Annotated in this window: 28 protein-coding genes; 10 read left to right on the top strand and 18 right to left on the bottom strand. The window is 65.4% G+C overall.

Annotated features, from left to right (window positions below; genetic code table 11):
* Window positions 1-95: 95 nt before the first annotated feature.
* Window positions 96-797: a GntR family transcriptional regulator gene (locus BST13_RS01315; RefSeq protein ID WP_083159807.1), complete on the top strand. Its 702-nt coding sequence runs from the start codon at window positions 96-98 to the stop codon at window positions 795-797.
* A gap of 80 nt (window positions 798-877) precedes the next feature.
* Entirely contained in the window at window positions 878-2,428 is a 1,551-nt protein-coding gene (locus BST13_RS01310; RefSeq protein ID WP_083159805.1) for an NCS1 family nucleobase:cation symporter-1, read from the top strand.
* Between the two features lie 15 nt (window positions 2,429-2,443).
* On the opposite strand, the gene BST13_RS01305 is transcribed toward BST13_RS01310, so the two are convergent.
* Complete coding sequence (locus BST13_RS01305; protein WP_083160070.1) at window positions 2,444-3,658, bottom strand: DUF6986 family protein; 1,215 nt, start codon at window positions 3,656-3,658, stop codon at window positions 2,444-2,446.
* A gap of 163 nt (window positions 3,659-3,821) precedes the next feature.
* Here BST13_RS01305 and BST13_RS01300 point away from each other — a divergent pair, with 163 nt between their 5' ends.
* The gene (locus tag BST13_RS01300; RefSeq protein WP_142282700.1) at window positions 3,822-4,112 is read left to right on the top strand and encodes a Dabb family protein; all 291 of its coding nucleotides are present in this window, start codon (window positions 3,822-3,824) and stop codon (window positions 4,110-4,112) included.
* Here the strand turns inward: BST13_RS01300 and mddA are convergent.
* The 3 genes from mddA to BST13_RS01285 are packed head-to-tail and all read right to left on the bottom strand — an operon-like array spanning window position 4,051 to window position 7,240.
* Window positions 4,051-4,848 (bottom strand): methanethiol S-methyltransferase, encoded by a 798-nt coding sequence (gene mddA / locus BST13_RS01295; RefSeq protein ID WP_083159801.1) that lies wholly within the window; start codon window positions 4,846-4,848, stop codon window positions 4,051-4,053. The two genes, BST13_RS01300 and mddA, sit on opposite strands and share 62 nt — an antisense overlap.
* Window positions 4,849-4,896: 48 nt before the next feature.
* Complete coding sequence (locus BST13_RS01290) at window positions 4,897-6,462, bottom strand: HD domain-containing phosphohydrolase (RefSeq protein ID WP_245839242.1); 1,566 nt, start codon at window positions 6,460-6,462, stop codon at window positions 4,897-4,899.
* A gap of 31 nt (window positions 6,463-6,493) precedes the next feature.
* A complete protein-coding gene (locus BST13_RS01285; protein ID WP_083160068.1) occupies window positions 6,494-7,240 on the bottom strand; it encodes a hypothetical protein in 747 nt (248 codons plus the stop codon).
* A gap of 206 nt (window positions 7,241-7,446) precedes the next feature.
* Between BST13_RS01285 and BST13_RS01280 the strand changes: the two genes are divergently transcribed.
* Entirely contained in the window at window positions 7,447-8,367 is a 921-nt protein-coding gene (locus BST13_RS01280) for an endo alpha-1,4 polygalactosaminidase (RefSeq protein WP_083159797.1), read from the top strand.
* A gap of 26 nt (window positions 8,368-8,393) precedes the next feature.
* On the opposite strand, the gene BST13_RS01275 is transcribed toward BST13_RS01280, so the two are convergent.
* From BST13_RS01275 to BST13_RS01260, 4 genes are all read right to left on the bottom strand, one after another.
* A complete protein-coding gene (locus tag BST13_RS01275) occupies window positions 8,394-9,827 on the bottom strand; it encodes an APC family permease (RefSeq protein ID WP_158087078.1) in 1,434 nt (477 codons plus the stop codon).
* Between the two features lie 155 nt (window positions 9,828-9,982).
* Window positions 9,983-10,639, bottom strand: a complete 657-nt coding sequence (gene otnC / locus BST13_RS01270) for a 3-oxo-tetronate 4-phosphate decarboxylase (protein WP_083159793.1) — start codon at window positions 10,637-10,639, stop codon at window positions 9,983-9,985.
* Complete coding sequence (otnK, locus tag BST13_RS01265; RefSeq protein WP_158087077.1) at window positions 10,636-11,925, bottom strand: 3-oxo-tetronate kinase; 1,290 nt, start codon at window positions 11,923-11,925, stop codon at window positions 10,636-10,638. The genes otnC and otnK overlap by 4 nt, the downstream gene beginning before the upstream one ends.
* 50 nt (window positions 11,926-11,975) lie before the next feature.
* Window positions 11,976-12,740, bottom strand: a complete 765-nt coding sequence (locus BST13_RS01260; protein WP_158087076.1) for an SDR family NAD(P)-dependent oxidoreductase — start codon at window positions 12,738-12,740, stop codon at window positions 11,976-11,978.
* Between the two features lie 205 nt (window positions 12,741-12,945).
* Between BST13_RS01260 and BST13_RS01255 the strand changes: the two genes are divergently transcribed.
* Together BST13_RS01255 and BST13_RS01250 are read left to right on the top strand one after the other, a co-directional pair.
* On the top strand, window positions 12,946-14,070 hold the full coding sequence (locus tag BST13_RS01255) for an LLM class flavin-dependent oxidoreductase (RefSeq protein ID WP_083160066.1): 1,125 nt from the start codon (window positions 12,946-12,948) through the stop codon (window positions 14,068-14,070).
* Complete coding sequence (locus tag BST13_RS01250) at window positions 14,067-14,438, top strand: cupin domain-containing protein (RefSeq protein WP_083159787.1); 372 nt, start codon at window positions 14,067-14,069, stop codon at window positions 14,436-14,438. Before BST13_RS01255 ends, BST13_RS01250 begins: the two co-directional genes overlap by 4 nt.
* Window positions 14,439-14,501: 63 nt before the next feature.
* Here BST13_RS01250 and BST13_RS01245 read toward each other — a convergent pair whose 3' ends face one another.
* The 10 genes from BST13_RS01245 to BST13_RS01200 form a co-directional block, all read right to left on the bottom strand.
* Window positions 14,502-14,870 (bottom strand): nuclear transport factor 2 family protein, encoded by a 369-nt coding sequence (locus BST13_RS01245; protein ID WP_158087075.1) that lies wholly within the window; start codon window positions 14,868-14,870, stop codon window positions 14,502-14,504.
* Window positions 14,871-14,911: 41 nt separating this feature from the next.
* A complete protein-coding gene (locus tag BST13_RS01240; protein WP_083159783.1) occupies window positions 14,912-16,231 on the bottom strand; it encodes a flavin monoamine oxidase family protein in 1,320 nt (439 codons plus the stop codon).
* A gap of 71 nt (window positions 16,232-16,302) precedes the next feature.
* Window positions 16,303-17,163, bottom strand: a complete 861-nt coding sequence (locus tag BST13_RS01235) for an SMP-30/gluconolactonase/LRE family protein (protein WP_083159781.1) — start codon at window positions 17,161-17,163, stop codon at window positions 16,303-16,305.
* On the bottom strand, window positions 17,160-17,744 hold the full coding sequence (locus tag BST13_RS01230) for an NADPH-dependent FMN reductase (protein ID WP_245839240.1): 585 nt from the start codon (window positions 17,742-17,744) through the stop codon (window positions 17,160-17,162). Before BST13_RS01230 ends, BST13_RS01235 begins: the two co-directional genes overlap by 4 nt.
* 67 nt (window positions 17,745-17,811) lie before the next feature.
* A complete protein-coding gene (locus tag BST13_RS01225; RefSeq protein WP_083159776.1) occupies window positions 17,812-18,465 on the bottom strand; it encodes an aspartate/glutamate racemase family protein in 654 nt (217 codons plus the stop codon).
* Window positions 18,466-18,500: 35 nt separating this feature from the next.
* On the bottom strand, window positions 18,501-19,253 hold the full coding sequence (locus tag BST13_RS01220; protein ID WP_158087074.1) for an SDR family NAD(P)-dependent oxidoreductase: 753 nt from the start codon (window positions 19,251-19,253) through the stop codon (window positions 18,501-18,503).
* Between the two features lie 124 nt (window positions 19,254-19,377).
* Complete coding sequence (locus BST13_RS01215) at window positions 19,378-20,925, bottom strand: PucR family transcriptional regulator (RefSeq protein ID WP_083159772.1); 1,548 nt, start codon at window positions 20,923-20,925, stop codon at window positions 19,378-19,380.
* 187 nt (window positions 20,926-21,112) lie between these two features.
* Window positions 21,113-21,853 carry an SDR family NAD(P)-dependent oxidoreductase gene (locus BST13_RS01210; protein WP_083159770.1) on the bottom strand — a complete coding sequence of 247 codons (741 nt, stop codon included), beginning with the start codon at window positions 21,851-21,853 and terminating at the stop codon, window positions 21,113-21,115.
* Between the two features lie 65 nt (window positions 21,854-21,918).
* Window positions 21,919-22,281, bottom strand: a complete 363-nt coding sequence (locus tag BST13_RS01205; RefSeq protein ID WP_245839238.1) for a nuclear transport factor 2 family protein — start codon at window positions 22,279-22,281, stop codon at window positions 21,919-21,921.
* Window positions 22,282-22,322: 41 nt separating this feature from the next.
* Window positions 22,323-22,832 (bottom strand): MarR family winged helix-turn-helix transcriptional regulator, encoded by a 510-nt coding sequence (locus tag BST13_RS01200; protein ID WP_245839236.1) that lies wholly within the window; start codon window positions 22,830-22,832, stop codon window positions 22,323-22,325.
* Between the two features lie 176 nt (window positions 22,833-23,008).
* Between BST13_RS01200 and BST13_RS01195 the strand changes: the two genes are divergently transcribed.
* The 4 genes from BST13_RS01195 (at window position 23,009) to BST13_RS01180 (ending at window position 26,265) form a co-directional block, all read left to right on the top strand.
* Window positions 23,009-23,401 (top strand): phage holin family protein, encoded by a 393-nt coding sequence (locus tag BST13_RS01195; RefSeq protein ID WP_083160060.1) that lies wholly within the window; start codon window positions 23,009-23,011, stop codon window positions 23,399-23,401.
* A 382-nt stretch (window positions 23,402-23,783) separates the two neighbouring features.
* Window positions 23,784-24,194, top strand: coding sequence for a DUF6325 family protein (locus tag BST13_RS01190; RefSeq protein WP_083159768.1), 411 nt, complete (start codon window positions 23,784-23,786; stop codon window positions 24,192-24,194).
* A gap of 2 nt (window positions 24,195-24,196) precedes the next feature.
* Window positions 24,197-24,469 carry an SHOCT domain-containing protein gene (locus tag BST13_RS01185; protein WP_083159766.1) on the top strand — a complete coding sequence of 91 codons (273 nt, stop codon included), beginning with the start codon at window positions 24,197-24,199 and terminating at the stop codon, window positions 24,467-24,469.
* Window positions 24,470-24,867: 398 nt separating this feature from the next.
* Window positions 24,868-26,265 carry a DUF2252 domain-containing protein gene (locus BST13_RS01180; RefSeq protein ID WP_083159764.1) on the top strand — a complete coding sequence of 466 codons (1,398 nt, stop codon included), beginning with the start codon at window positions 24,868-24,870 and terminating at the stop codon, window positions 26,263-26,265.
* Window positions 26,266-26,358 lie beyond the last annotated feature (93 nt).

The following is a 26,358-nucleotide window of genomic DNA, read 5'->3' as shown; positions in this document are numbered from 1 at the left end:
CGCTGTACCGATCAAGAGATATTCCGCATCGGAGACAATCAGACTGAAACATCGGCGACCCCTTGCCGCAACACCGCGGATCTACCCTCGCGGTCATGCGGCCTCGACGGCGTTCGGCCCTGCTCGAACACTTGGCGGCTTTACAAGGTGGCCCGTCGCAGCAGGCCGTCCTCGATGAGCTGCGCCGCACGATCGTCTCCGGCGGGGTACCGCCAGGAACGTCGATACCGCTGGCCGAGGTCGCCAATCTGTTTGGGATCAGCCAGATCCCGGTGCGCGAGGCGCTGAAGACCCTGATGGGCGAAGGTCTCGTCGCCCATAGGCGAAACTCCGGATACACAGTGGCCCTGCTGACAGCCCAGGAGTTGCACGAGATGTACATCGTGCGCGAAACGCTGGAGTCCGCGGCACTGCTGGCCGCGATGGCCAACGCGAGCGACACGGATCGAGCAGTTGCTGTCGCGGTGAACCACCTGCTCGCGCAGGCAGTCGCCGACAACGACGCGGTCGCCTATCACCGACAGAGCCGGCACTTTCATGCCGCGCTGACCCGTCCCTCTCGCATGCACCGATTGCTACATATGCTCGAAACGGCGTGGAACGTAACCGAACCCGTGCAGTCGATGGTCCACGTCAGCCCCGCAGCCCGAAAGCAACTCCACGCCGACCACGGCGCGATGCTGGACGCGTTTCTCGCCGGGGACGCCGAGCGCTTGGTGGCCGCCGCTGAGGTGCATGCCGCGCGCCTCAACGCCGTCATCTCGACCCTGCCGTCGAACTCCGGGCTGCTGGCCTGAGTGCCGAATATATCTTTCCCGCAATTGCGGCATAGCCCAGTGGAAACAGCAGGGAAACAGTTCATTCCTACCGTCGGTCCATGACTGAAACCGCTGTACCTCAGACGACAGGCGCAGTACCGCCCGGCACTGCGGTGGGATCCGGGGATCTCGTTGAGGCGGCCGGGCATCCGGTCGGCAGCGGTGAGATCAAACCGGGGTACGACCCACGGCTCACCAACGAGGACCTCGCACCGCTACGCAAGCAGACCTGGGGTTCTTACAACATCTTCGCGTTCTGGATGTCCGACGTGCACAGCGTCGGCGGATATGTCACCGCCGGCAGCCTGTTTGCTCTGGGACTGGCCAGCTGGCAGGTCCTCGTGGCACTGCTGATCGGCATCACGATCGTCTACTTGCTGTGCAACCTGGTCGCCAAGCCAAGCCAAGCCGCGGGCGTTCCCTACCCGGTCATCTGCCGGACGGTATTCGGCGTGCTGGGGGCCAACATCCCGGCCGTCATCCGTGGCCTGATCGCCGTGGCCTGGTACGGCATTCAAACGTTCCTGGCCTCGGCTGCGCTCGACATCGTTCTGATCAAGCTGTTCCCGGCGCTCGCGCCGTACGCCGTGGTCTCCGACCATGGATTCGCCGGACTGTCGTTGCTCGGCTGGGGCAGCTTTCTGCTGCTGTGGGTGCTGCAGGCCTGCGTGTTCTGGCGCGGCATGGAGTCGATCCGCAAGTTCATCGACTTCTGCGGCCCGGCCGTCTACGTGGTGATGTTTCTGCTGTGCGGCTACCTGATCTATCACGCCGGTTGGGGCGCAATCGATCTGAACCTCGGTGGGGTCACCTACACGGGCTGGTCCGCGGTGCCGGTCATGCTGGGTGCCATCGCACTGGTGGTGTCGTACTTCTCCGGCCCGATGCTCAACTTCGGCGACTTCTCCCGCTACGGGCGGTCGTTCGCGGCGGTGAAGAAGGGCAACCTGTTGGGTCTGCCGGTCAACTTCCTGGTGTTCTCGGTGCTGGTGGTGGTGACCGCATCGCTGACGCTGCCGGTGTTCGGCGAGCTGATCACCGACCCGGTCCAGACCGTGGCCCGCATCGACTCCACGTTCGCAATCATCTTGGGCGCGTTGACGTTCACGATCGCCACCATCGGCATCAACATCGTCGCCAACTTCATCAGCCCCGCGTTCGACTTCTCGAACCTCAGCCCACAGCGCATCAGCTGGCGCGCCGGTGGCATGATCGCGGCCGTCGGTTCGGTGTTGATCACACCGTGGAACCTCTACAACAACCCCGAGGTCATCCACTACACGCTGGAGACCCTCGGTGCGTTCATCGGCCCGCTGTTCGGTGTCCTCATCGCTGACTACTACCTGGTGCGCAAGCAGAAGGTGGTAGTCGACGACCTGTTCACCATGGACACGTCCGGAAAGTACTGGTACCGGCGCGGTTACAACAGAGCCGCAGTGATCGCCACGGTGGTCGGCGCCGTGTTGGCCGTCATCCCCGTGCTGCTCGGCGGATCGGTTGCCGGCATGCACACGGCGGCGCAGTACAGCTGGTTTATCGGCTGCGGTGTGGCGTTCGGACTGTACTACGTGTTGGCCAAGCGGGACCGTATGGTCGACGCGTCGCTGTAGGCGAGTGAGATTGCCTCACATGGTGCGGCTCTTGAGGGCTCCCAGCACCTCGAGAGTCGCGCCGGGCGCCAGGGCCACCACGTCGGCAGCGGTGAAGGCGCCGCAGTCCAGTCCGCGCAGCACCACTGCGGCCAGTGCCTCGGCGGTCGCCGGCTCGTCGACGATCGACCCGCCGCGACGGTCCAGATAGGCCTGCAACCGCGGTGCCGCCGCCGTCATCGCGGCGCGGAAAAACGTGAATGTCGCGAGCCATCGGGTGACCAGGTGACCGGGATGCATGTCCCAGCCCTGGTAGAAGCCGCGCGCCAGCGACCGGGTGACCAGGCGGTGATGACGCCGGATCGCCTGGGCCACTTGGTCGTCGGAGCCGACCGGGGCGACCTGTGTCGAGCCGTCGCATACCCACACGCCAGTCTGTGCCGCCGCGACCTGCATGACGGCCTTGGCATGGTCGGCCACCGGATGGTCGAGCGCCTGATGCTGTGGCGCGATACCACAGGCCGCGCTGTAGTCATAGGTGCCGTAATGCAATGCGGTGCAGCGGCCGTCAGCACGATGGATCGCCTGGGCCACGGTGGCGGTGCCGTCGGGGCCGAGCACAGCCTGTGGGCTCTCGATCTGCAATTCGAAGCGCAACGTGCGCTCCGGCAGGCCATGGGCTGATTCCAGGGCCTCGCACAGCCATACCGCCGCGGTAACCTGCTCGGCCGCACGAAGTTTGGGGATCGTGAATACGAACCCGTCCGGCATGCCGCCGTCGAGCACACGCTCCAAGGTCCGCACAGAGCGCGGTCGCTCGGTGACGGTCAGCCCCTTGATCCGGATTCCCGCGCTGTCCAGGCCGAGCGCGTGCAGCGTCTGACCGGCCCGCACCGCGTCGGCGTCCTCGATGTCGTCGGGGCGGCGGCCGTAGCCGTCCTCGAAGTCCAGCCTCAGGTCCGCGATGGGCGCCTCAGTGAGCCGCTGCCGCACCAGGGCCAGTTCGTCGGGGTCGCCCAGTTCGGCGAATACCGCGGCGTGACGGTCCAACAATTCGAGCGCGGCCGTCCCCCACTGGCGTGGGGTGTCCGGTGAGGCGTCGGATGCGCTCAGGTAGACGGTGTGCACGGGCTGGATGTCACCGCGGTCACCGGGAAACCGGCTCGCCAGCTCCGCGTCGACCGTGGTGAGCAGCGCGTCGACGCGGGACAGCGTGTCCTGGTCAATCCGTGGACGGTGTTGTGCCGGCATCGTCATATCGTTGCGCGTCGACGCGTTCGGAGATACGAGAACACGCCGTATCTCCGCAGACCACTTGTCAGGCAGTTACTGCAGTACGCCGACCGAGACGACGGGCGGGCGGGCGATACTGTACGTCTGGCCTATAGCTCGACAGCAAAGGAGCGTGAAACCGATGTCGTTCACCCATATCGTGACGTTCAAATGGCAGGCGGATGAGTTCGATGATCAACCGGTTGCCGATGCACTCAACGGGCTGGTCCCCAGTCTCCCGGGCGTGCAACGCTACGTGTGCGGGGCGGATATCGGCCTCTCCCCCGGCAGCTACGATTTCGCGGTCGTCGGCACCTTCGACAGTCGTGAACACTTCATCGCATACCGGGATCATCCGGAACACCGGCGCATCATCGACGAACTGATCGCGCCGAACGTTGAGACGAGAACTGTTGTGCAGCTGGAGGACTGATGCGTGTGGTACGCCGTCTGCCGAGTAACCGGGGCACCAGCATCGGCACCGTCTCACGGTAGGCGGCGTAGCGCGCGCCCAGCGACCCCACCAGGTCGCGTTCCTCCAGTTGTATCGCCAGCAGAATCCAGCCAGTCGTGACGGTGGCGAAGAGCAGGTGCGCCACCGTCATCGTGGGCGCCGCCCAGAATGCGACGATGAAGCCCAGGTTCAACGGATGCCGTACGACGCGATAGAAGAGCGTCGTCCGGAAGCCCGTCTCGGACTGTGATCGCGCAGTGTTGAAAACCTGTCGCAGCCCGAACAATTCAAAGTGGTTGATCATGAACGTCGACGCCAGCACGATTCCCCAGCCCAGCCAGAACAGCGCCCACACCGTGATGCGGGCCGGCGGCCAGTCTATGTCCCACGCCACCGCCGGTATCGACCGCCACTGCCACATCAGCAACGCCAGCGCCGAACTGGCCAAGAGCACATAGGTGCTGCGTTCCACCGCCGTGGGTACGTAGCGGGTCCACCACTTTTTGAATCCAGGGCGTGCCATCACGCTGTGCTGGGCGGCGAACAGCGTCATCAGGAGCACATCGACGACGACCGCGACAACTACCGGCGCTGCGACGGCGTCATCGACGCTGCGCGGGGTCAAGCCACCCACGAAGCCGATTGCGTAGACGAACACGGCCAAGAACAGTGCGTAGCTGATCGCGCCGTACAACATTGCGAAATAACGGTTCATGACCACAAGCGTGACGCCGGCGGCGCACCCCGAAATGGGGCATTTGCCTCAACTTCCGAGTCCGTCGACCAGCCCGCGCTCCAGCGCGTACATGCTGGCGCCGATCCGGTTCGAGACGCCGATCTTGGCATACGTGCGCTCGACGTGATTGCGTGCGGTCTTCTCGCTGATCACCAGTTTTGCGGCGATCTCCTTGTTGCTTGCCCCTCGGGCGACCAGTCGCAGCACGTCGATTTCGCGCGCGGTCAGCCCACCGGGACGCAGCGCGGCGCGTCGGCCCCGGTGCCCCGCCGCATGCAGGACCGCGTCGACGGCGACCTGGTCGAGTTCACCGTCGCGCACCCGGCTGTGCAGGCGGCGCACAGCGCCCTGCGTCGACAGCGGCTCGCGATACGGCCTGGGCTCGACGGCTGACTGATACGCCACCGCGGCAGCGACCAGCCGATCGGGCATGGTCAGCTGCCGCGCGGTCAACCCCCGCGGATAGCCGCGTCCGTTGAGGTACTCGTGATGGTTGGCGGCCACGGAGGCTACGCGCTGCAGGCCGGGGATGCGGTACAGGATCCGCTCGGTCAAATACGGGTGCAGACGTACCCGCTCGAATTCGGCCAGCGTCAAAGCGCCTGGCTTGGACCAGATTTGATTTGACACTCCGATCCGTCCGATGTCGTGGATGTGCGCCGCCCGGCGGGCGAGCGTGACCTCGCCGGTGTCGAGCCCCACTGTCGTGGCGGCTTCCGTCGCCAGTTGTGCGGTGGCACGCGAATGACCAAGGGTGAAAGGGCATTTCAGGTCGACGAAGTCGCCGAGCGCCGTCAGCAGCTCATCGAGTGCGGCCGCATCGAGCCAGGCTTTCCGATCGGGCGCCTGGTGCAGCGCCATCGCCCAGATGTCGCCGTTCGTCGGGATGCCCAGCAGCGCATCCGCGTCGGCAACGAACGCGTCGACCACCGCCGGGTCGAACTGGCCCCCGCGGCGGCTCCGCGCCATCGCCACCGCGCCGCCTGTGCCGTACTCGCGGTCGTGCACTTCGACCATGTCGGCCAATTGCGCGACCCGCATCTCGATCGGAATCGCCTCGCCCGCCACCCCGCCCGGCAGACCACCGCCGTCGAAACGTTCGAAGGTGTACCGCAGCGCCGTCTGCACGTCCGACGCCAGGCCGATCCGCTCGGCCAGCAGGGCCGCCGATGTGCAGTGCGAGTGGATCAGGTTTGAGATGTGGCCACGCGCATCGAGGTACAGCGTCGAGATGGTCTTGAGCCGCTGCAACAGCGACGTGCCCTGGCCGACATTGCTGAGCAGGAAACGCTGATAGGGCAGACCCGACCAGTCGACAAGATAGGCGCTGCGGCGCACCGCGATGTCGTCGCCGAACCACCGGGTGTATTCGTGCGAGTCGGCGTGGCATCCGATCCACATGATCAGGGTCGCGTAGTAGACGCAGTCACGCTGAGACGGCGGGAGACCGAGTCGGTCGGCGAGCCGGGTGGCGATCACCGCCGACCGCAGCATGTGTTCGGTCGGTTGACCGAGGCCCAGGTCGATGGCCACCGACAACGCCGCGAGAACCTCGGCACGCGTCGGAAGCTCATCCGGGCAATCGGCAGTCACGTGCTGATTGTGCGCTCTGGCGCCGTTCGGGTCAGCGAGACAGCTGGAGTCGGTCACACCGGTGCCTGCCGACGTCCAACGTCTCGAAGCAGCCATGGCCGACGACGCAGATGCCTCGCTGCGGCAGCCGGAAGTCTCCCAGGGAGGCTTGTTCGGCCAGCGGCCTCGGCGCGCCCAACTCCCGACCGTGCAGTGTGGCTCTCGAATTACTCACGGCCCAGACCTTTTTGGGCGTGATCCGATACCACTGACCGTTCGGTAGCGTTCCGCCGAGCTGCACTCGACCCATGCCGAGCAGCGGGCCGACGGCGCGACTCATCGCCGCCAGTGTGGCCGCACTGCGCCACGCCGACGCCGGCAGGGCCGAGCCTATGGCCGATGCCAGCCGGGTTGCCGTCGTGCTGTGGATGTCGACACGCCAATCCAGCAGCCCGGCGATGGAAATCTGAAGGGACCACGGAGTGACCCAGGACGACCTGATGTCGCATTGGACCGGTGCGATCGGGGTGGCCGAGCTGAAATAGCGCGAGCAGCTCTGCGCACCCGGCGTCGTGGCGTAGAACGTCCAGACTCCGTCCGGGTCCCGGTGCCACACCGACCGGTAGCTCGGCGCAAACGAGCTGACCGGGAAATCCCGGAAGGCCAGGTAATGCCCACTGGCGAACGGCAGGCCCATCACGCCGAAACCGGCGACCCGTTCATCGTGGCCGGATGGCAGGCGAAGGTGTTCGGCAGCGGATTCGGGGTCTGGTCGGACCAGTGTGCGTCTTTGAATCATGACCAAGAGCGTCACCGGTCAATCCGGCCTCGCACATGGGGCATCTGCCTCACAAACAGGTCGCACGCAGACCATCAGACGTGGCAATTTGGCAAAGTTAGAAGATATTTGGGTTGCGAGCCTCTCTGCACCTGTTGGACAGTTTCTCGCATAGTTCATGCCACTCGTGAGCCATCCCGCGGATCCGAACCGCAGACAGGAAGCCTATGCCGACTGTGCAAGCACTAGCTGCAGGCTGCTCGCTACTACGCCGCCACTTCAACGCTCCAAAAAAGGAGTGCAGCCGTCCGCGCGCAGGACTGCACGCAAGCAAGTTCGTCGCTCTGTTGCTCATCGTTGCACTAACCGCACTTGGGTGCAGCAACGGACGCCAGACGTTGGCTCGTGATACTCCCGCAGCGGAGTCGACGAGTAGCACGAAAGCATGGTGGCGGCCAACGGGTACGCCGACCTGGCAATGGCAACTCAATGACGAACCGATCGATGCGACGGTCGACGCGGAGGTGTTCGACATCGACCTGTTCGATAACTCCGCGGCCACGGTTGGCTCTCTTCATGCCCAGGGTCGACGCGTGATCTGTTATTTCACCGCGGGTTCATGGGAACCGTATCGGCCGGACAGCCATGCATTCACGCCAGATCTCTTGGGCGGGCAGGTCGAGGCTTGGCCGGATGAGCGCTGGTTGGACATCCGCCGGGTCGACGCACTGCGTCCACTCATGGCCTCACGCTTGGATCTCTGCCGTGACAAGGGATTCGATGGTGTGGAGCCCGACTGGCTCGATAATCATCGTCAGCGCACCGGGTTCGACATCACCCCGGAGGACCAGTTGCGGTTCAATCGGATGCTCGCCGCCATGGCCCACGAGCGCGGCCTGGCTATCGGGTTGAAGAATGATCTCGATCAGACGGTGCTCCTGGCCGATTTGTTCGACTACTCAGTCGTCGAGCAGTGCGTGGAGTTCGACGAGTGCGCAGCGCTCAAGCCGTTCACCGACCGGGCCAAGCCGGTATTCAGCGCGGAATACCATGTGACCCGCGACGTCGCCTGCCCGCAGGCTGAGCGTCGCGGTCTGTCCATGGTCCTCAAACGTGTGGAACTTGATAGCTGGCGTGAAACATGCTGAAAAGACGGGATTACTGAGCGTCAAAATCACTGTGCCCGAGGAATTTCCGTGACATCTCTACGGCCGATCCGGACAAAGATGTCGGGCCGCTTCGCTCGATAGAAGAGGCCGAGCGCGACCCCGACGAGGCCACTGCCCCAGACCGCGGCCTGCAAGATCACCGCGTAGATGCCGGAGCCACCGGTAAGCGTCGAGAAGTTCATGATTCCCAGGATCAGCAGCACGCTCATTGCCACCAGTGATACCGCCGGAGCTACCACGGACACCCACCGATTGACCGAGTGCGCTCCTCGCTCACGCCTGAAGTAGGCGAGGACGGCAAGACTCACAAGAGCGAACAAGATGAGGTAACCGTAGCCACCGGTGCCACCCATCTGACCGTAGACGAGCGACGGGTCCGAACCCGTTACGACGAAAGGCAGCAGCGCGATCAGAAACAGCACGCCCGCGGCGAAGGACGCGTTGTGCGGCGAGTGGTGTTTGGGATGGACGGCTCCCAGCTGCCCCGGGAGGACTCGGTCGACGCCGAGTGAGTAGATGTAGCGCGCCAGGATGCTGTAGATCGAGACGGTCGCCGCGAAGATCGACGTCAAGAGAAGGACGTTGGCGACGTCGACCAACCATGTGCCGACCGATGCACCCAGTGCAGTCGTGAACATGCTGACCGGGTCTGTATTGGCGAGTTCCTCAGCCTTGTCCGCCCCGAAGTACGACACGATGCCCCACGAGGCGATGCAGTAGAAGACTCCGACGAAGCCGACCACCAACAACGTCGCCCGCCCGATGGTGCGAGCGGGATTCCTCACCTCTTCACGAAAGGCCGCCGTACCCTCGAAGCCGTTGAAGAACAAGATTGCGAACAGCAGCCCCAGGCCCCACGATGCACCCGCAAGCGAACTCGACGAGAACGGTTGGAGAGACACACCGCCCGTCTCGGATACCCTGCCGCCCCCGAAGATCGCCAGATCGAAGATGAGAACGACCACGACCTCCAGTGCCATCGCGACCAGCAGAACCTTCGCCGACACCTCGACGTGCAGGTACCCGAAGACGCCCACAATGACCAACAGCGTCAGCGTGTACCAGTACCAGTTGATTTCGGGACCGTGCAGTTCGCTCGAGACGAAGTGCGCGGCGGCCACGCCGAAGAAGATGAACGACGACAGTCCGAGGAAGATGTAAACCGCGATCGCGACGAATCCTGCGCCAAGTCCCATCACGCGCCCGAGGCCGGCCGCGACATAGGAGTAGAAGGCACCAGGGTTGGGCATGTGGTGCCCCATCGCCACGAAGCCGAGCGAGAAGATCGTGATCAGCACGGCGGCCATGAGCATCATCGCCGGAGCGGCAGGACCGCCGTACGCGATCAGGATGACGAGCCATCCCGCGACCGTCACCAACGGTGAGACGAATGCCATCACCAGGGCGAACAGCCGGAACGTGCCCATTGATCCGCTCAATCCGGCAGCGTGTGAAGTGGAACCGTTTTCCACCGACACACTTGAGACATTGGTTGTGTTTGGGTTCATTGCCCCGCCTTAGCTTGTGAAGGCACATCCACAAGATGACATGCCATGGTCGAAATATCGATCGGATAGCCGCTTATCTCCGGCGCCTAGACGGTTGAGGGAAAGCGACGGTGAAGATCCGCCACGTCCTCCTCCCCCAGATACGCGGGCGAGCGGCCCGCCAGCAGCAAGTACAGGCGCGCAGTTTCCTCGATCTCCTCCACCGCATCTACCGCACTCTCAAGCGACGTTCCCGCGGCGAGCGACCCGTGGTTACGCATCAACACCGAACGCGAGCGCTCCGACGCTCGCGAGACCTGTTCCTCCAACTCGACGCTTCCCGGTGTCGCGTAGTCGATCAGCGGCAGCCGGCCGACGCGCATGACGAAATAGGGCGTGATCGGCGGCAGCGCGTCATCGGTATTCAGGTCCGGCAGGCAGGACACGGCGACGGCAGAGGTCGAATGCAGGTGCGCCACTGCAGTACACGTCGGGTGGTGGCGGTAGAGCGCCCGGTGCAAAATCAGCTCCTTGGACGGCCGGTCGCCCGCGATGTGCTGCCCGTCCAGCGTCGTCACCGCGAGCCGCGTCGCGTCAAGGCAACCCAGACAGGAATCGGTCGGAGTGACCATGATCTGGTCGTCCGCTCGGACGCTGAGGTTTCCGGTCCGGCCCGGCGTCAGGCCCCGGTTGTACAGTGCTGCACCGAGCCGCACCATCTGGATCCGCACTGCGTCATCGAAATTCGTGTCGGCGGTACTCATGCTCCGGCAGCCTCTACGGCATCACGGAAGAACGACGGACCACCGAAGTTCCCCGATTTGAAGGCGATGGCCAGGCCGCTGTCGTCGGCCACGAGCCAAGGGACGCCAACGCTGATGTCGGGGCCTATGCGGGCTGATCTCAGGGCGAGCGCCTCGGCCACTGCGCCGGAGGTTTCCCCGCCTGCGACGATGAACCTCCGGACGCCGAGCCGCTGGAGCCCAATCGCGATGCGGCCCATGGTCAGTTCGATCCGGCGCGACACCTGCGCCGGGCTCAGGCCGGTCGCGCCTGACCGAACGCCGATAGCGTCGTGGTCTGTGGTGATCAGCAGCGGGCTTCCGGCGAGGTGGCGGTCGGCGAAGTCCAGCGAGCGGCGCACGGCATGGTCTCCATCGACGAGGTCGATCACCCCGAGGGTCAGCGTCGGTCCGTCGAACGCCTGTACCTGTCCGCGGGTTGCCCGCGAGAGACTGCCTGCCAGGATCGCGGCCGGCCCCGGCGGTGGCACCGGTCGGCTCGCGCCGACCTCTCGTGGGCGGCAAGCACGTACGTGGGCCGCCGCGGCGAATGCGGCGCCGTACGCGGCACCACCTGCGGCGAGCCGATCGTCAGCCGTAGCCTGCGCGATGGTGTCGAGGTCCATGTCCTTCACGGCGTCGGCGATCACATGGTGGGCCCCGGCGGCGTGGCAGGCAATTTCGTTGAGGCGCAAGGTGACGGCATCCGCGCCCGCGTCGACCGTTGGCCAATCAAGGAGTGTCACGCCGCGTGGCGTCTGCTCGGCCAGCACGCGTTGCAGCCGCGGATCGCGCATCGGGGTGAGCGGATGGTCACGCAGCGGGGACTCGCTGAGCAAGTCGTCACCGACGAACAGGTGACCGCGGTACACCGTCCGGCCATTGGCCGGGTACGCAGGACAATGCACGACGCGGCGAGAGCCCGTCACGTCGATGAGTGCGTCGGCGATCGGCCCGATGTTTCCGTCGGCCGTCGAGTCAAATGTGCTGCAGTACTTGGAGAACAGTTGCTCTGCACCGGCCGCGCGGAGCGCCGCAGCGGCCTCGATCGCGGCCGCGCGTGCCTCGGATGCCGGCACACTGCGGATCTTGAGGGCGACGACGATCGCGTCCCCCTCGGCGTCTGCGACCGCGGCGCTGCCGAAGGCCAGCCAAGTGTCGAGACCGCGCGCCGAGACCGCACTGGCAAGATCAGTGGCCCCGGTGATGTCGTCGGCAATGAAGCCGACCGGCCGCACCCCCGCACTCGTGTGGCCATCGTCCGACATGCGAAAGACTCCCTGGTTCATTCGTGAATTCAACTGGCTCGAAAGCGAATTCAGGTGAGGTTCAGACCGCCGTCGACGAGCATGTCGACACCGGTGGTGTACGACGACTCGTCCGAGGCCAGGAAGGCGATCGTCTTGGCGATCTCGGCCGGGCGTGCCATACGCCGCATCGGGATCTTCGCCACGTCGTTCGCGACCCGATCCGGCTCCGTCTTTTCTGCGTACTCGACCTGAGGTGTTCGGACATAGCCCGGCGAGACCGAGTTGACGCGGATACCGTGCCGGCCGAGGTTCATCGCGGCGTTCCGGGTGATTCCCAGCACTGCGGCCTTGGTCGCGACGTAGGCGATGAACCCGTTCTCTGTGCCGCCTCGATGTGCCCAGGACGACGCGACGTTGATGATGGATCCCGAGCCGCGCTCCATCATCCCCGGGATGACGGCCTGCATTCCCAGCAGGATTCCGGTCTGATTGATCGCAACGACGCGATTCCACTCGTCGAGACTGACGTCGGCGACAGCTGCCGGCGAGCTGATACCCGCGTTGTTGACCAGGACATTGACCGGGCCCCAACTGGGGTCGACACCGGCGACCACCGATGCCCAGTCCTTCTCCGACGCGACGTCGAGGTGCCGGTAGACGACCTGCAAGCCCTCTGCATCGAGTTGCTCGGCGAGCGCCTCGCCCTGCTCGTCGAGCACGTCCGTCGCGATCACCCGCGCGCCCTGCCGTGCGAGCAGATCCGTGTGGGCGGCTCCTTGCCCCTGGGCGGCGCCGGTGACCAGCGCAACCTTGCCTTCCAGTCGATTAACCATGGCGCTCAGCCTTCCGGCCGCCTGCACGAAGCACCATTGTGTGCGGACATGAATTGCCAACGGCGCGTTGGCCCGAGATCTAGGAGCTGTACGCATCGACAGCCAAAGGCCGGATGTTTGAGGTCGGCATCAATTGTCCGTACGCGATTACTCGCCGACCTTGGAGAGGTACCGCAGAACCAACGACAAGGAATCGAGCGAAGCCATGGATCTTGGACTCTTCAGCCCACCGTATGCGCAGGAGTACGTCGCCGGCCGGCGCACACTGCAGGAGGTGATCGAGTGGGATCTCCAAATCGCAAGGTGGGCAGATGAATACGGCATAGACGAACTCTTTTTCGCGGAGCACCACACCATCGGCCACGAGCCGAACCCGGCTCCGGACCTGACGATCGCCGCGGCTGCGCGCGAGACCCAGCGGATCCGGCTCGGCGCTGCGGCTCACCTGCTGCCCTACCACAATCCCATCGCCCTCGCGGACCGCCTCATGTACCTCGACCACATGACGGGCGGGCGCTACATCGCGGGCTTTGCGCCCGGCTCGTTCCCGACGGACGGCCAGCTGTTCGGTGTTGGACAGGGCAACGCCAGGATGATGGACGAGGCCATCGACATCATCGAGGCAATCTGGACCCGCTCCGGGCCGTTTCGCATCGACGGCGAGTTCTGGACCGTCGACATGCCTGCGCACTCCGACCAGTGGAATGGACCGCACCTCAAGCCTTTCCAGCGACCCCACCCCGAGGTTGTGATGACCGGCGTCCAACCCACGTCACCCACGTTCGCAGACGCCGCCCGGCGCGGCTTCTCCCCGATGAGCCAGCAGGTCGGCATGGTCGCGCTTCGCCAGCAGTGGCAGACGTACTCGCGGGCCGCGGCTGAAGCCGGCCGTACACCCGACCGGGCGAGGTGGCGCATCATGCGCGACGTGTTCGTCGCCGAGACGGACGACGAGGCCCGCAGGCTGTTCCTCGAGGGGCCGGCCGGCCGCACCTGGGATGAACTCGTGCTGCCCACCTTCCGCGTCGTGCGCGACCGCGGCGGCAAGCCGTATGCGCTCGGCGAACTGCTCCTCGAGCCCGGCATGACGATCGACGAGCTGACCCTCGAATGGATGGTCGACCACTTCTTCATCGTCGGTTCACCCGACACCGTCGTCGAGAAGATCGCCCAGTTCAACGAGGATCTCGACGGTATCGGCGCCCTGCTCTCCTTCACGTTCGACCACAGCCGGGACCCCGAGCCCTATCGACGCCACCTCGAGCTCCTGGGGCGTGAGGTCGGCCCGCGGATCGCAACGCTCGGCGCCCGTGCTGTGACCGTCGCATGACCGGCACCACCATCCCGGAGATCGTCTACGACGCCGCGCCCGGCGCCCTGGAGCTGACCGTCCTCGGCCCGCGCATACCCGCGCTCGCCGGGGCGCCGGTCGAGTCGGTCCATGTGCTGCACAGGAATGTGGCCGGGCGCAGCGGCATCTGGGAGTGCACCCCGGGCCGCTTCGACTCCGCTCGCAACGGCGACACGGAGTTGATGCACTTCATCGCCGGGGCGGGAACCATCACCACCGCTGACGGTACGGTCCACGACATCCGCCCGGGTGTCGTGCTCGTCGCGCCGGACGGCTGGCGCGGTACCTGGGATATCCGTGAGACCGTGCGCAAGGTGTACACGATCTGGGCCACGCCTGACGAATAGCGTTCTCTCACAACGAAACAATGAGCGGCGTCCGATCCGGACGCCGCCCATTGTGTGCGGTGCTCAGACGGTCGCCGGGACCGGCGCCTCCTCGTAGTACCGCACCTTCTTGAATTTGCCATCCTCGATCTCGACGAGGATCACGCCATCCAAGGTGAATCGCGCACCGGTCGTGTCCTTCAGCCGCGCACGGAATTCGAAGGCGGCCGACGACTCACCGTTGGTCCACTCGCCCAGGACGTCGATCGCGAGTTCGGGAAACGACCGGTAGAAGTCCTCGGTCATCCGGCGGATGGCCTCATGGCCGCGTTGCGGAGCCTGGCCGTAGGCATAGAACGTGGCATCGGGGAGGAAGTGGTCCAGCAGCCCGTCGAGGTCGTGGCGGCATTCGGCATCCCAGGCAGACTCCTGGAGCGCGCGTGCAGAATTCATGGGTCTCCTGTCGTATTCGGAAATCGTTGATATGGAAGGGATCAGTGCTGTGCCAGAATTGCCGAGAGCCGGCCGGCGGCGGTGGTGCCGGTTGCGACCGCACCCTCCATCCATCCGCGGAAGGCATGGGCGATATCGGATCCGGCGAACACCAGGCGTCCCTCGGCGGCCTCCAGCGCGGAGGCGTATTTGGACAGCAGCCCGGCGGGCGCCGCGCACCACGTCCCCTTGGCGTACGGGTCGGCAAGCCAGTCGTGGCCGTCGACCTTCACCACGCCCGCTTCCGGCACGTAGCGCCGTATGGCCACTTCCATGTCCTCGCGGTCCAAGATGTCGAGCGGGCGCTCCTGCGTCGAGAATCCGACGACGAGGTCGCCACCCAGGCCGGTCTCGTCGGCCGGGAAGTCGGTGAAGAAGACGTCGATCGGCTCGTCGTGCCCGCCTACGCCGAGGAGTTTCGGCGGCAGGTCCGTGACGAGCGCCCACAACTTCTTGGCCGCGCCACTCTGCCCGATCGCCGCACCCGCGGTCTTCGCCTGCGACAACGCCGGGGTGAAGCTGACATCCGTCAGACAGTTCAGCGGCAGGGCGATCACCGCGCCGCGCGCGCGGAGTATCTCGCCGCCTTGGGTGCGCACCTCGACGTGCTCGGCCGACTGCGTCACCGCCAGCACCGGTGTCGAGAGCCGCAGCTCGGCACCCGAGTCGTCGAGCATTCGCTGGAGCAGGTCGATCGTTCCGGCGGCGAAGCGGTGTGTCGGCGTATGCCCAAGTGCCAGAACATTATTGTTCAGATTCGGGATCCACGACATCAAATGCAGCGCGGAAATCTGCGACTCGTGGCAGCCCGTGTTCTCGCGGGTCCACGCACCGACAAGTTCACGCACCGGGGTCGCGAGCCCGAATCCGTCGAGGTAGGAGTCGAGCGGGACGTCGAGGTCGGCGACATCCTGCTGATCCAGCGGCAACGACGAGTCGATCCGGCGCACGTCCACGAGGACCCGCTGGGCCAGCTGCTCCAGGGCGCGTTGCTCGTCCTCGGTGATGGGACAGGCGGCGTGGCTGAGGACGCCCTCGAGCCGGGAAACGTGGTTCTCTGCCTGCGGGCTGGTCGAAAGCTCGACCCCGTAGCGCTCGACCTCAGTCATCAGCGCAACGTTGCCGTCAATGTCGATCCAGTTGCCGCCCAACTCGATAGAGAAGCTGGTATCGGCGAACGGCCGGTACCAGGCCCGCCCACCGATGCGATCCCTCGCCTCGACGATCAGCACCTTCTTGCCGTCCTTGGCGAGATCGCGCGCAGCCGTCAACCCCGCGAACCCCGCGCCGATCACCAACGCGTCGTAGGTCACACCGTTCATCTCCGAATTCCTTCACCTAGTCGCCGGCCACGTCAGCACAGCCGTCGTTCTTGAACACAGTCCTGGTCAGCTCAGGCCAAGGGCAGGTGCAGCGGCGCCCCACGGACCCCGGGGTCGCAGGCGGTCACGACCAGCGTGCCGAGCGACGCAAGCGCCAGGACGTCGAGCTCGGGCCCGGCGAACGCAAGGTTCGTCGGAGTCGGCGCGTACACGCCCGACCAGTCGTCGACGACGATGTCGAGCGTCCCGTTCGGATCGAGGCGGTATACGCGGTTGGGCTGCCAGCAACCGATCCACAGACCGCCGGTGGCGTCGAAGGCGATGCCGTCGGGGACCACCCGGTCCAGTACCACGACCGGCTCCGGCTCACCGCCGGACAGCGGGACCCGTACGATCCGCGGCCAGGTCGACTCGACGATGTACAGCCAGTCACCGTGCAGCGCAAGTCCGTTCGCGAAATGCAGGCCGCCCAGCACCTGTTCGGTCGCGCCGTCGGGATCGATCCGTACGATCCGGCCTGTCGCTTGACCCCATTGACCGGAGTCCGAGACCCACAGCCGGCCGTCGCTGTCGAAGACCGGGTAGTTCGGGTAGCCGATGGCGGCACCGTACTGCTCGATGCGGCGGTCCGGCGCGATCTTCTGGACGCACCCGTTGCCGACGTCGCACACGTACACCGCACCCGCGCCGTCGAGCGCCAGGCCGAGCATGGAGCCTCCTGGCACCGTGCATACCGTCTCGAAGGTCCCGCCCTCGAGCCCGAATCGGTACAACTGGCCACCCTCGCCGCCCGCGTAGAGCACCTGCTCGGTCGGAGACCAACACACTCCCTCTGGATGCTGCAAGCCCTCGACCACGGTGCGCAGCCCGTGCCCGACGACCGACGCGGGAACACCCGCGGTGGTCTGCGGAGCGTTCGAGGGTCCCGTCACGACGCGACCTCGATAACAGTCGCCGCCCGCCGCCAACGAGCCAGTCCGACAACCTGATCGACGAGCATGCCAAGCTGCGGCGCAGCTGCCACGATCGGATCCGCGTCGCCGACCGGGGTCGAATTGATCGTGACGCCCAGGGGCGTCGGCCAGCCGCGCAAGGCGTGCGCGGTCTGCCTCAGCGCCGCCAGTGTGGTCGTGGTTGCCTGCCAACCGGCCGCGCAGACGATGCAGCCGATCGCGCGACCATCGAGGTAGGGGCGTTCGTCGTCGCGCAACTCCTCCAGATGGTCCAGCGCGTTCTTGATGAGCCCTGAAGGGCCGCCATGGAAACCCGGACTGGCGATGATCAACCCGTCTGCACGGCGGACCAGATCCAGCAGGCGACCGGCCCGCGGTTCCAGCGTGCCCCGCTCGGGTGCGTATGCCCGGAATTCCAGATCATCGGCCAACAGGATGTCGGTGTGCGCGCCGGCACGCTCGGCAAGGTCCAGAGCGGCGCGCAGCGCACGTTCCGACGACGAACCCTGTCGGGTCGTACCTCCGAGACCGAGGATTCGGGGCTCCCATTCACGTTCCACGTCAACCATCGTGGGTCTTTCTGTCCACCTTCACCATTAGCGCAGTGCACCAACCTCGGCCGGCTTCTTATCGCCCCATATAAGCGACCCGCTCCATCGCGAGTCGCGGGCTCGACAGCACGTGAGTGCCACCCGTGGGCCGGGCAGCGGCGATCCGCGCCATCGAGGCCTGCGCGAGCACGACCACATCGACCGCGGCCGCCAAACGGTCGAGTTCCTCGGCGACAATCGCGTCGTGTCGCGCCCGGTCACCGCGTTCCAGCGCGGCGAACGCACCATCACACAACCGCGAGACGACCTCGACGCCGGTGCGGCCGGCCTCGTGGGCGGCGGCTGCTACGAGATCTGTCGTCGGCACAAGCGTCGTCGGCAACGTGGCCAGCACACCGATGGTGGTTCCGAGCTCCACGGCACGCTCGGCCATGGCGCGGTCGACCCGATGCACGGGAATGTTTGTCCCCGAGGCGATCTCATCCACCACCGCGCCCACCGACGAGCATGTTACGAGTACCGCTTCGACACCGAAGTCGGCCAGCGCGGCAACGTGGCCACGAAGCCGCTCGCGCGTCACGTCGTCAACCGCACCGTCTCGGACCGCCTGCTTGAGCAGGAGCTCGTCGGCGATGACGATCGGCTGTACCCCGGGGAGCAACTCCGCGGCGAGGTCGGCGAACATCGGTGCGAGCTGGGAGACGGTGTGGACGATGCCGAGCTTCTGCATGGGAATCTTCCTTCGTGGGTGGGCCGGCACGTCGGTCAGTAGCACTCGGCCAGCAGGCCACCGTCAACGACGAGCGCTTCACCGGTAACGAAACTCGCGTCGTCGGACGCAAGGAACAGGACCGCTCGGGCGACCTCACGCGGCTGGCCGATCCGGCCGAGCGGGTACTCCCCTTCAGCCTGAGCGCGCAGGGCGGCGGGGTCCTCGGCCGCGGCGAAGTAGGCCTCGACCATCTCGGTCTGCATGTCCCCGGGCAAGACGGTGTTGCACCGGATGCCGTCCCGGCCGTACTTCACAGCAGCCGATTTGGTCAGGGCGAGCACACCGCCTTTCGCCGCGCCGTAGGCGGCGAGCATGGGGTCACCTGCGACGGCCAGAACCGAGGAGATGTTGACGATCGCACCACCGCCCGAGCCACGCATCGCGCGGATCGCATGCTTACAACCGAAGAACGGGCCCTTCAGGTTGACCGCGAGCACGCGATCGAGCTGCTCCTCGGTGGTCGCGGCCAGCTCCTGCTCGACCTGGATCGCGGCATTGTTGACCATGACGTCGAGGCGGCCGAACCGCTGTACTGCATCGTCGACGAGCGCCTCGACCTCATGCTCCTTGGAGACGTCGGTCCGGCGGTAGATACCGATGCCGTCCATCACTTCCGCACCGGCCTCGTCGTTGATGTCGCAGCCGAGGACATTCGCACCCTCGGCTGCGAACTCGCGCGCCAATGCGCTCCCGAGACCGGAGGCGATCCCGGTGACGATCACACTGCGTCCTTCGAACGTACCCATACCTGATCCTTCTCCTCTTGGTCGTCGGTCGCAGTCTGCCAACCGCCGGCGCCACTGCCCACTGTGTCGCGAAATGACCTGTGGGGCACGGCTTATACCGACAAACATGTGCCCGTTCGAGCGGTCAGGTGGTCTGAGCCAACGCGAGCGCCCGTAGCGCGAACCAGAGTTCGCTGACGTCGCCGGTGGAGCGCATCGAACGGCCCGTCAGCTCTTGTATCCGGGTGATGCGGTAGTTGACGGTCTGCGTATGGATGAAGAGCAGTTCGCTGGCCCGGGTGGGCGAACGGTCGCACTCCAGGTATGCCCGCAGTGTCTTGATCAGATCGGTGCCCTGCTCGCGGTCGTACTCGATGAGCGGGCCCAGCACGCGGTCGGCCGCCAGCTTGGATTCGGAGAGTGTGCGCGGGAGGAAGGACGGGCTGCTGTCGCCGTAGAGTGCCAGCGCCGAATCGTTCGGACTGATGGTCTCCAGCGCCCACCGCGCCTGGCGCACGGCATCGCCGAGGTTGCCGGGGCCCGCGAACGCGTCGCTCAGCCCAGCCCGCCACCGTTCCAAGGTGGTGCGCTCGGCAAGATCCACCTGCGGGACATCGACGGACCGGACCACCGCGACGGCGACCTGGCCGATTTCACCGAGCAGGAACGGGATTCCCCGGATCAGCCAGCGGCGCGCGAGTCTCTCGATCGCGGCTGGTCGACCGTCGATCGCCAGCGCGCGCAGGTCCCCCTGGAGGCGCCGCTCGCGGAACAGCGCAGTCAGGACCGCAGGCTCGAGCCGGGCGTTCAGGGTGTCGTTCAGCAGGCCGGCGCCCGCGCGGCGGGATCGTTCCACGGCTGCGTCGACGCGCCCGATCTCCAGTGCGCACGCGGCGGCGACCTGTTGCAGGACCGCAAGCCGCGGCCTCGAATCACCTTCCGGGAAGGCGATCAGGCACGCCGAGCGTTCGCTGACGATGGGCATTGTCAGCGCTGTCCGATCGCCGACAGCCAGGTTCATCACGAATGGCGCACGCCCCGATGAGCGGTGGACCTCGGCATCGTAGGCAGCCTTCCACGCACGGTCGGGAGCTTCTCCGCCGCGTATCAACGGATCCCACATCTCCGGGTCGACGACGTGCAGCCGGCAACTCACCACCCGGCTGAGACGCTCGACGAATTCGGTGCCGACGAGCGTCTCGCGAAGGCTCGCCATCACCTCGCCGTTCACCCGGGCGATCTGAGTGAACGACTGGTCCTCGCCGCGGGCATTGGCGGCGGCAACGAACCGTACGTACTGCGCGAAGCCGACGGCGTGCGCGCCATGGATCACCGGGAACCCCGCCCGGTCGGCAGTCGTGAGCATCTCGTCCGACAGGTGCGGACACCGATCGTCCTCGCCGATCACGATGCCGCTCAGGCCGGCCGCAACCATGCTCTCCACGAACTGCACCTGCGCCGACGCATCTTTCGGAACGATGTACCCGCAGGTCAGCACAAGATCGCCGGGGTCGAGCCAGTTCCATGGGTCGAAGGCGTCACACACATGCGCCCATGACACACGGCGGTCGAGCCCCGCCTCACCCGCAAGCAATGTCGCCTGGAGATGCCGCAGCTCGACCACGTCGCGGACGCTGACACTGCCGGGCACAGCAGTGGGCTTGCTGATCGGACGAGGCACATCAGCCGTCATGATCGGCCTGGCCCCGCGATCGTCAGGGTCCCTCGACTTGGGGTGCGTCGCCCGCCGGCACGACGATGCGCGCGGCAGGCAACGCTGGTCATCACGCGATTCTATCCAGCGGCAGCCCAACCGGCCCTATATCTGGACATAAATCCTCGCCATCGAACTGTGTTGGCACATAGCCGCGCCGGTGAAGTCAGATCTGAATCTGCCCGCCGTCGACGGCCAGCTCCGCACCGGTCATGAAGCTGCTCTCGTCCGAGGCCAGGAACAGCACCGCGGAGGCGATCTCCTCGGGGTGCCCCAGCCGCTTCATCGGCACCTGTGCAGCGAAACCGTCAAGCAAGCCCTGCTTCTGGTCGGCAGGCACCAAGTCGGTGAGTCCCGGGGTTTCGATCGGACCTGGGATGACGGTGTTCACCCGGATCCGGCGGTCGGCCAGTTCTGCGGCCCATGTGCGGCCGAGGGACCGGATGGCGGCCTTGGACGCCGCGTAGAGGCCGAACGCGGGTATGCCCTTGGTTGCCGCCGTGGACCCGGCGAGGATGATCGACGCGCCTTCGTTGAGCAGCGGCAACGTCTTCTGCACGGTGAACACGGTGCCGGCCACGTTGCGATCGAAGTTGTCCCGGTAGTGCTTCGGGGTCACGTCGGCGAGTGCCGCGAAATCGCCGCCTCCCGCGTTCGCGAAGACGACGTCGAGCCCTTTGCCGCGCTTGGCGATTTCGGCTGCCAAGATGTCGAGCTCTTCGGGCTTGCTGATATCGCTCTGCACGCCGTGGGCGCCGATCGAGGCAGCCGCCTCGTCGAGGCGAGTCCGGTCCCGGCCGGTGATGAAGACGTAGGCGCCTTCCTCGGCCAGGCGCCTCGCGGTAGCCAGGCCGATGCCCGAGGTGCCACCCGTGACGAGTGCTGTCTTGCCTTCTAGTTGTCCCACGATTGGGCTCCTTCTGTTTTGCGAGTTTCGGCGTTGCGCGCGCTATAACCTCGGTGATAGATCACCTATTCCGGCGAGTTCAGCACCGTCCACAATCGGTGGATGCGGCCATCGGATATCTCGGCCACGTCGAAGCCAGACGCCACAGTGGTGTCGTCTGGGGTGCGCACCTCCCAGGCCAGGAACCCCAGACCGCGTGTTTGCCGAACCACACCCGCTTTGACAAAGTGCAGTCCGGGCAATTTTGCCTGCAGCTCGGCCGCTTTGGCATTCAGTTCGACATGGCCCGTGGCGACACCTTCGTCATCGGTCCACCGCACATCGTCCGCGTAGGTCGTTGCGATCGCCTCGGCGCGGCGCCCCGGGTCACGCTCGTTGAACACGGCCAGCAGGTTGGCCTCCATCAGGCCGGTGATCTCGTCACTCATTGACTCGCCCTCCCTAATTTAGGTGATACTTCACCTAAATACTAGCTCGGTGCAGGCGGGAGTGAGCTGTTGTGATTGAGGTGGACCTCGATGTGCTCCAACGCGGCGGTGAACGGTGTGAGCAGGCTCTCGGGCAGCGGTTCGAAGAACAGGCTGCGTACGAGGTCGACATGGCCGGGAGCCGCGTCCTCGATGGCCCGCCGCCCGTTCGGGGTGAGCACGACGTTCGTCGTGCGACCGTCCCCGGCGCCCGTGCGCCGTTCGGTCAGGCCACGTTCTTCCATGCGCCGCAACTGGTGTGACAGTCGGCTGCGTTCCCAGCCGATCTGCGCGGCCAGATCACTGATGCGCATGCCCTCGTCGCGGTCACCGCTCAACGCGACGAGCACGTCGTAGTCGGACAGCGAGAGACCTGAATCCGCCTGCAACTGGCGGTTCATCTCGTAGCTCATCCGCAGCTGCACCCGCATGAAGGCGACCCAGGCGCGCTGCTGCCTGGGCGTCAGCCACTGCTGCTTGGGTGACGTGCCACGCACTTTTCTTGGCGTCACGAATGTCAGTATGACGGTCCGCGCGCAAATTTGAACCGGAACCTACGGCGGCACACAGCCCCGCAGCCGGTGTCGGCGTGGGGTGTGCACTCATTCCGACCGCCGACCAGGCACATTCAGCCCTATTCAAAGCGATCTGATGAACCTGTCCACAATCGAAATATACGATGATCGCCATGGTGCGACTTTTGTTGCGGACTGCAGTCTTTCTGGGATCGGCGGCGGTCGGGTTATTGGTGGCGGCTTGGCTGGTTCCCGGTGTGTCCGTGTCGATCTCGGGATTCGTCGTCGCCGTGGTGATATTCGCGGTCGCTCAGGCAATCCTGTCGCCATTCATCGCGAAGATGGCCTCGCGCTACGCTTCGGCATTCCTGGGCGGCATCGGACTGGTATCGACACTGATCGCTCTGTTCCTGGCGTCGACCCTTACCCACGGGCTGACCATCAGGGGGCTTGGTTCGTGGGTCTCGGCGACGGTAGTGGTCTGGCTGGCCACTGCGGTAGCCACTCTCGTGCTGCCGATGCTGATGATCGCACAAAGGCCTGGCTCGGCGCGCTCCAAAGGCTGAAGGCAACTGCAAATACGGGCCTTACCAAAGTGGCAGCGGAGTCACCCGGATTCATACCTGAAACACGGGACCTTCCAGCCGGTCTCGACGGCCTCAGCGGCGCGTGCTCCAGAGTGGGCATTGTAGAGCGCACAAGTCCCCGACGCGCCGATCCGTTCCGCTCAGCGGGACACCGTCATGACATTCTCCGGTTCGCTATTCTCCGAACGAGTTCGATCGAACTGTGCGGTGAATTCACGTCTTCCAAACTGGAGTAGCGACCCCTCTTCGGGGGACACCGGATACCAAGAATTGCGGCAGATAGCCCTATGCCGCACCCTCGGATACCGGTATATTTCGCCAGACGAACGGCCCCGGCGCCCAGAGGGAAGGGAGTGGGCCCGTGCATGAAGATCATTTCGGTCCAGTCGATTACGTAATCGTGGAGTTCTCCGACAGCTCGTCGGTGGCCGCCGGGTTCGATCGCTTGTTGGACCTGGTCGACCACGACCGGATCCGGGTGCTGGACTTGGAATTCATCACCAAGGCCGACGGTGTCGTCAGCTCGGTGCCTGCATCGCAATTCGGATCCCGATTTGCGGTCTTGGAGGGTGCGAATTCGGGACTGCTGGATCGCGATGACCTCGACACTGCCACGGCCGATCTGACACCGGGGATGACTGCCGCAGTGCTGGTATACGAGGAGCTCTCCATCCTGCACGTCATCGAGGCCTGGGAAAGCGCAGGTGCCACAATCCTGTCCGAAGGACCCGTCGACGTCGATGACATCGACGCTGCACTGCTAGGAGAATAGTCATGGGCCTGCTGAAAACCGCCGCTCGCGCTGCTGTGGCCAGCTCAGTACACGGCCGGGTCCAGCGGCGACAACAACAACGCTGGGCCGCCGCGATACAGCCCGTCGCCGCCGAGCATGCTGTGCCGTCGGCCGGCCCGGCGGCAGCACCACCGCCACCGGCGGCTGCAACCGATGACCTGCTCGCCGCACTCGAGCGACTGGGCAACCTGCGCGACAGCGGCGTACTGACGGAGGCGGAGTTTTCAGCCCAGAAGGCACGCCTGCTGGGCTGAAAAGCGCGGCAGCACACGGCGCCGACCTGGACGGTCGTGTCCCGCCGCATGATGTGGACATTGCCCACTCTCCGTCGTAGTCTGCCCCGCAACGCGGCCGAGCATGACGTCCATCGCGACGCCGATCGGCCCGAATGTGTCCCAGCCCATGAGGATTGGCCGAAACCAAGCGTGCCGCAGGGTCTGTCCGGTGCTCAACTGCTCACGCCGCCAAGCATTTGGGAGCGTTGCCGCCTGGCTTGTCCTTGTTTTCTTTTGCACCGCGAGATCGGTTTTCGGAGGCTACTGCGAATCAGCGTCGCCGGATCCAAAGTTGTGCCCCCTATTCGGGGGACAACACGAAGCGCGAGGATCGCAGATTGCTGCCGGGCCCGACATCACTGCTCTAGGCTCCGGTGATGTCCAATCAGTCACTGCGCGAACGGGTCATCGATATCGAAGATGCCGAGCAGGACGTCGCGCGCGGACGTGCACTGCGCAAGATGGCCCCGCGGCGAAGCCTGGCGCAGCTGGTGCCCAGCAGCCGGAGCGCGACGGAAATCCTCAGCGAGCAGAATCGCAACCGCGTGCCCGAGCTGGTGCCACTTCGGTTCGCGCGGATGCTCACCGACCCGTTCTCCTTCTACCGCGGCACCGCGGCGGTAATGGCCGCCGATCTGGCCACCAGCCCGTCCAGCGGTGTCCAGGTGCTGTGCAGCGGCGACGCACATCTGTCAAACTTCGGCATCTACGCGGCACCGGACCGCGAATTGATATTCGACCTCAATGATTTCGACGAGGCAGCGGTCGCGCCGGCGGAATGGGATGTCAAGCGTCTCATCACCAGCGCCATTGTGGGCGGCCGTCATGCCGGCTATCCCGAGAAATCGATCCGCACCCTGGCCGGGCAGGCGATCATCGCCTACCGGGACGGCCTGCAAACGATTTTGGACATGTCAGTCCTGGACCGGTACTACCTTCGGTTCGAGCCGGAACGCTACCGGCACCAGGTGTCCGGGTGTCTGGAAAAGGTCATCAACCGCACGGCACGACGGGCCCGTAAGCGCACATCGGTGCGGGTATTCGAACGGATCATGGCGCCCGGCGCGGACGGGGGGTTACAGCTGCGTGAGGATCCGCCGGTCCTGGAACACCTCGACATCGACCTGGAAACCGCGCTCATCGAGTCGTTCCAGGAGTACCTGGCCACCGTGCCTGCCGACGTGGCGCTGCTGCTATCTCACTTCCGCGTCACGGACATGGCCCGGCGCATCGTCGGCGTCGGCAGCGTCGGCACCCGCTGCTATCTGGTCATCCTGACCGGTCCCGCGGGCGAGCCTCTGATTCTGCAGGTCAAGGAGGCAAGCACCTCGGTACTTGAACAATACGGCGGTGTGCAGCAGCCGAGCCCGTTGCTCGCCGCAGCGCAGGCAAGCGGCGAAGGTAGACGGGTGGTCAGCGGGCAGCGGGTGCTCCAGGCGATGTCCGACGTGTTCCTGGGGACGGCCCGCGCTGACGGGCGCGACTTCTATGTACGCCAATTCCAGGACATGAAAGGCACCATCGAAACCGAAGGCATGTCCGTGACCGCGTTCGGAGACTACGTGTCCGCCTGCGCGCTGGCGCTGGCCCGCGCGCACGCCCAGAGCGCGAACGCGTCGGTCTTACGCGGCTATGTGGGCAACGGCGAGAAGGTCAGTGCCGCGCTGATCGAATGGTCGTACTCCTATGCCGACAAATCACTTGAGGATTTCTATCAGTTGCGGGCAGCCGCGAAAGCCGGCGAGATCGAGGTCGCCGACGACCCGGCTCGATAACCGTCACCTGCGGTGTCCCCCATTCTGCGGACAATCGAGATATCGGCGCCGCCCTTTGCCAATCAAGGTCACCGCCGGTGCCTAGAGTCGAGT

Source organism: Mycobacterium aquaticum (assembly GCF_002086485.1).
Taxonomy (GTDB): Bacteria; Actinomycetota; Actinomycetes; order Mycobacteriales; family Mycobacteriaceae; genus Mycobacterium; species Mycobacterium aquaticum.
This window is presented reverse-complemented; position numbering and strand designations above follow the sequence as displayed.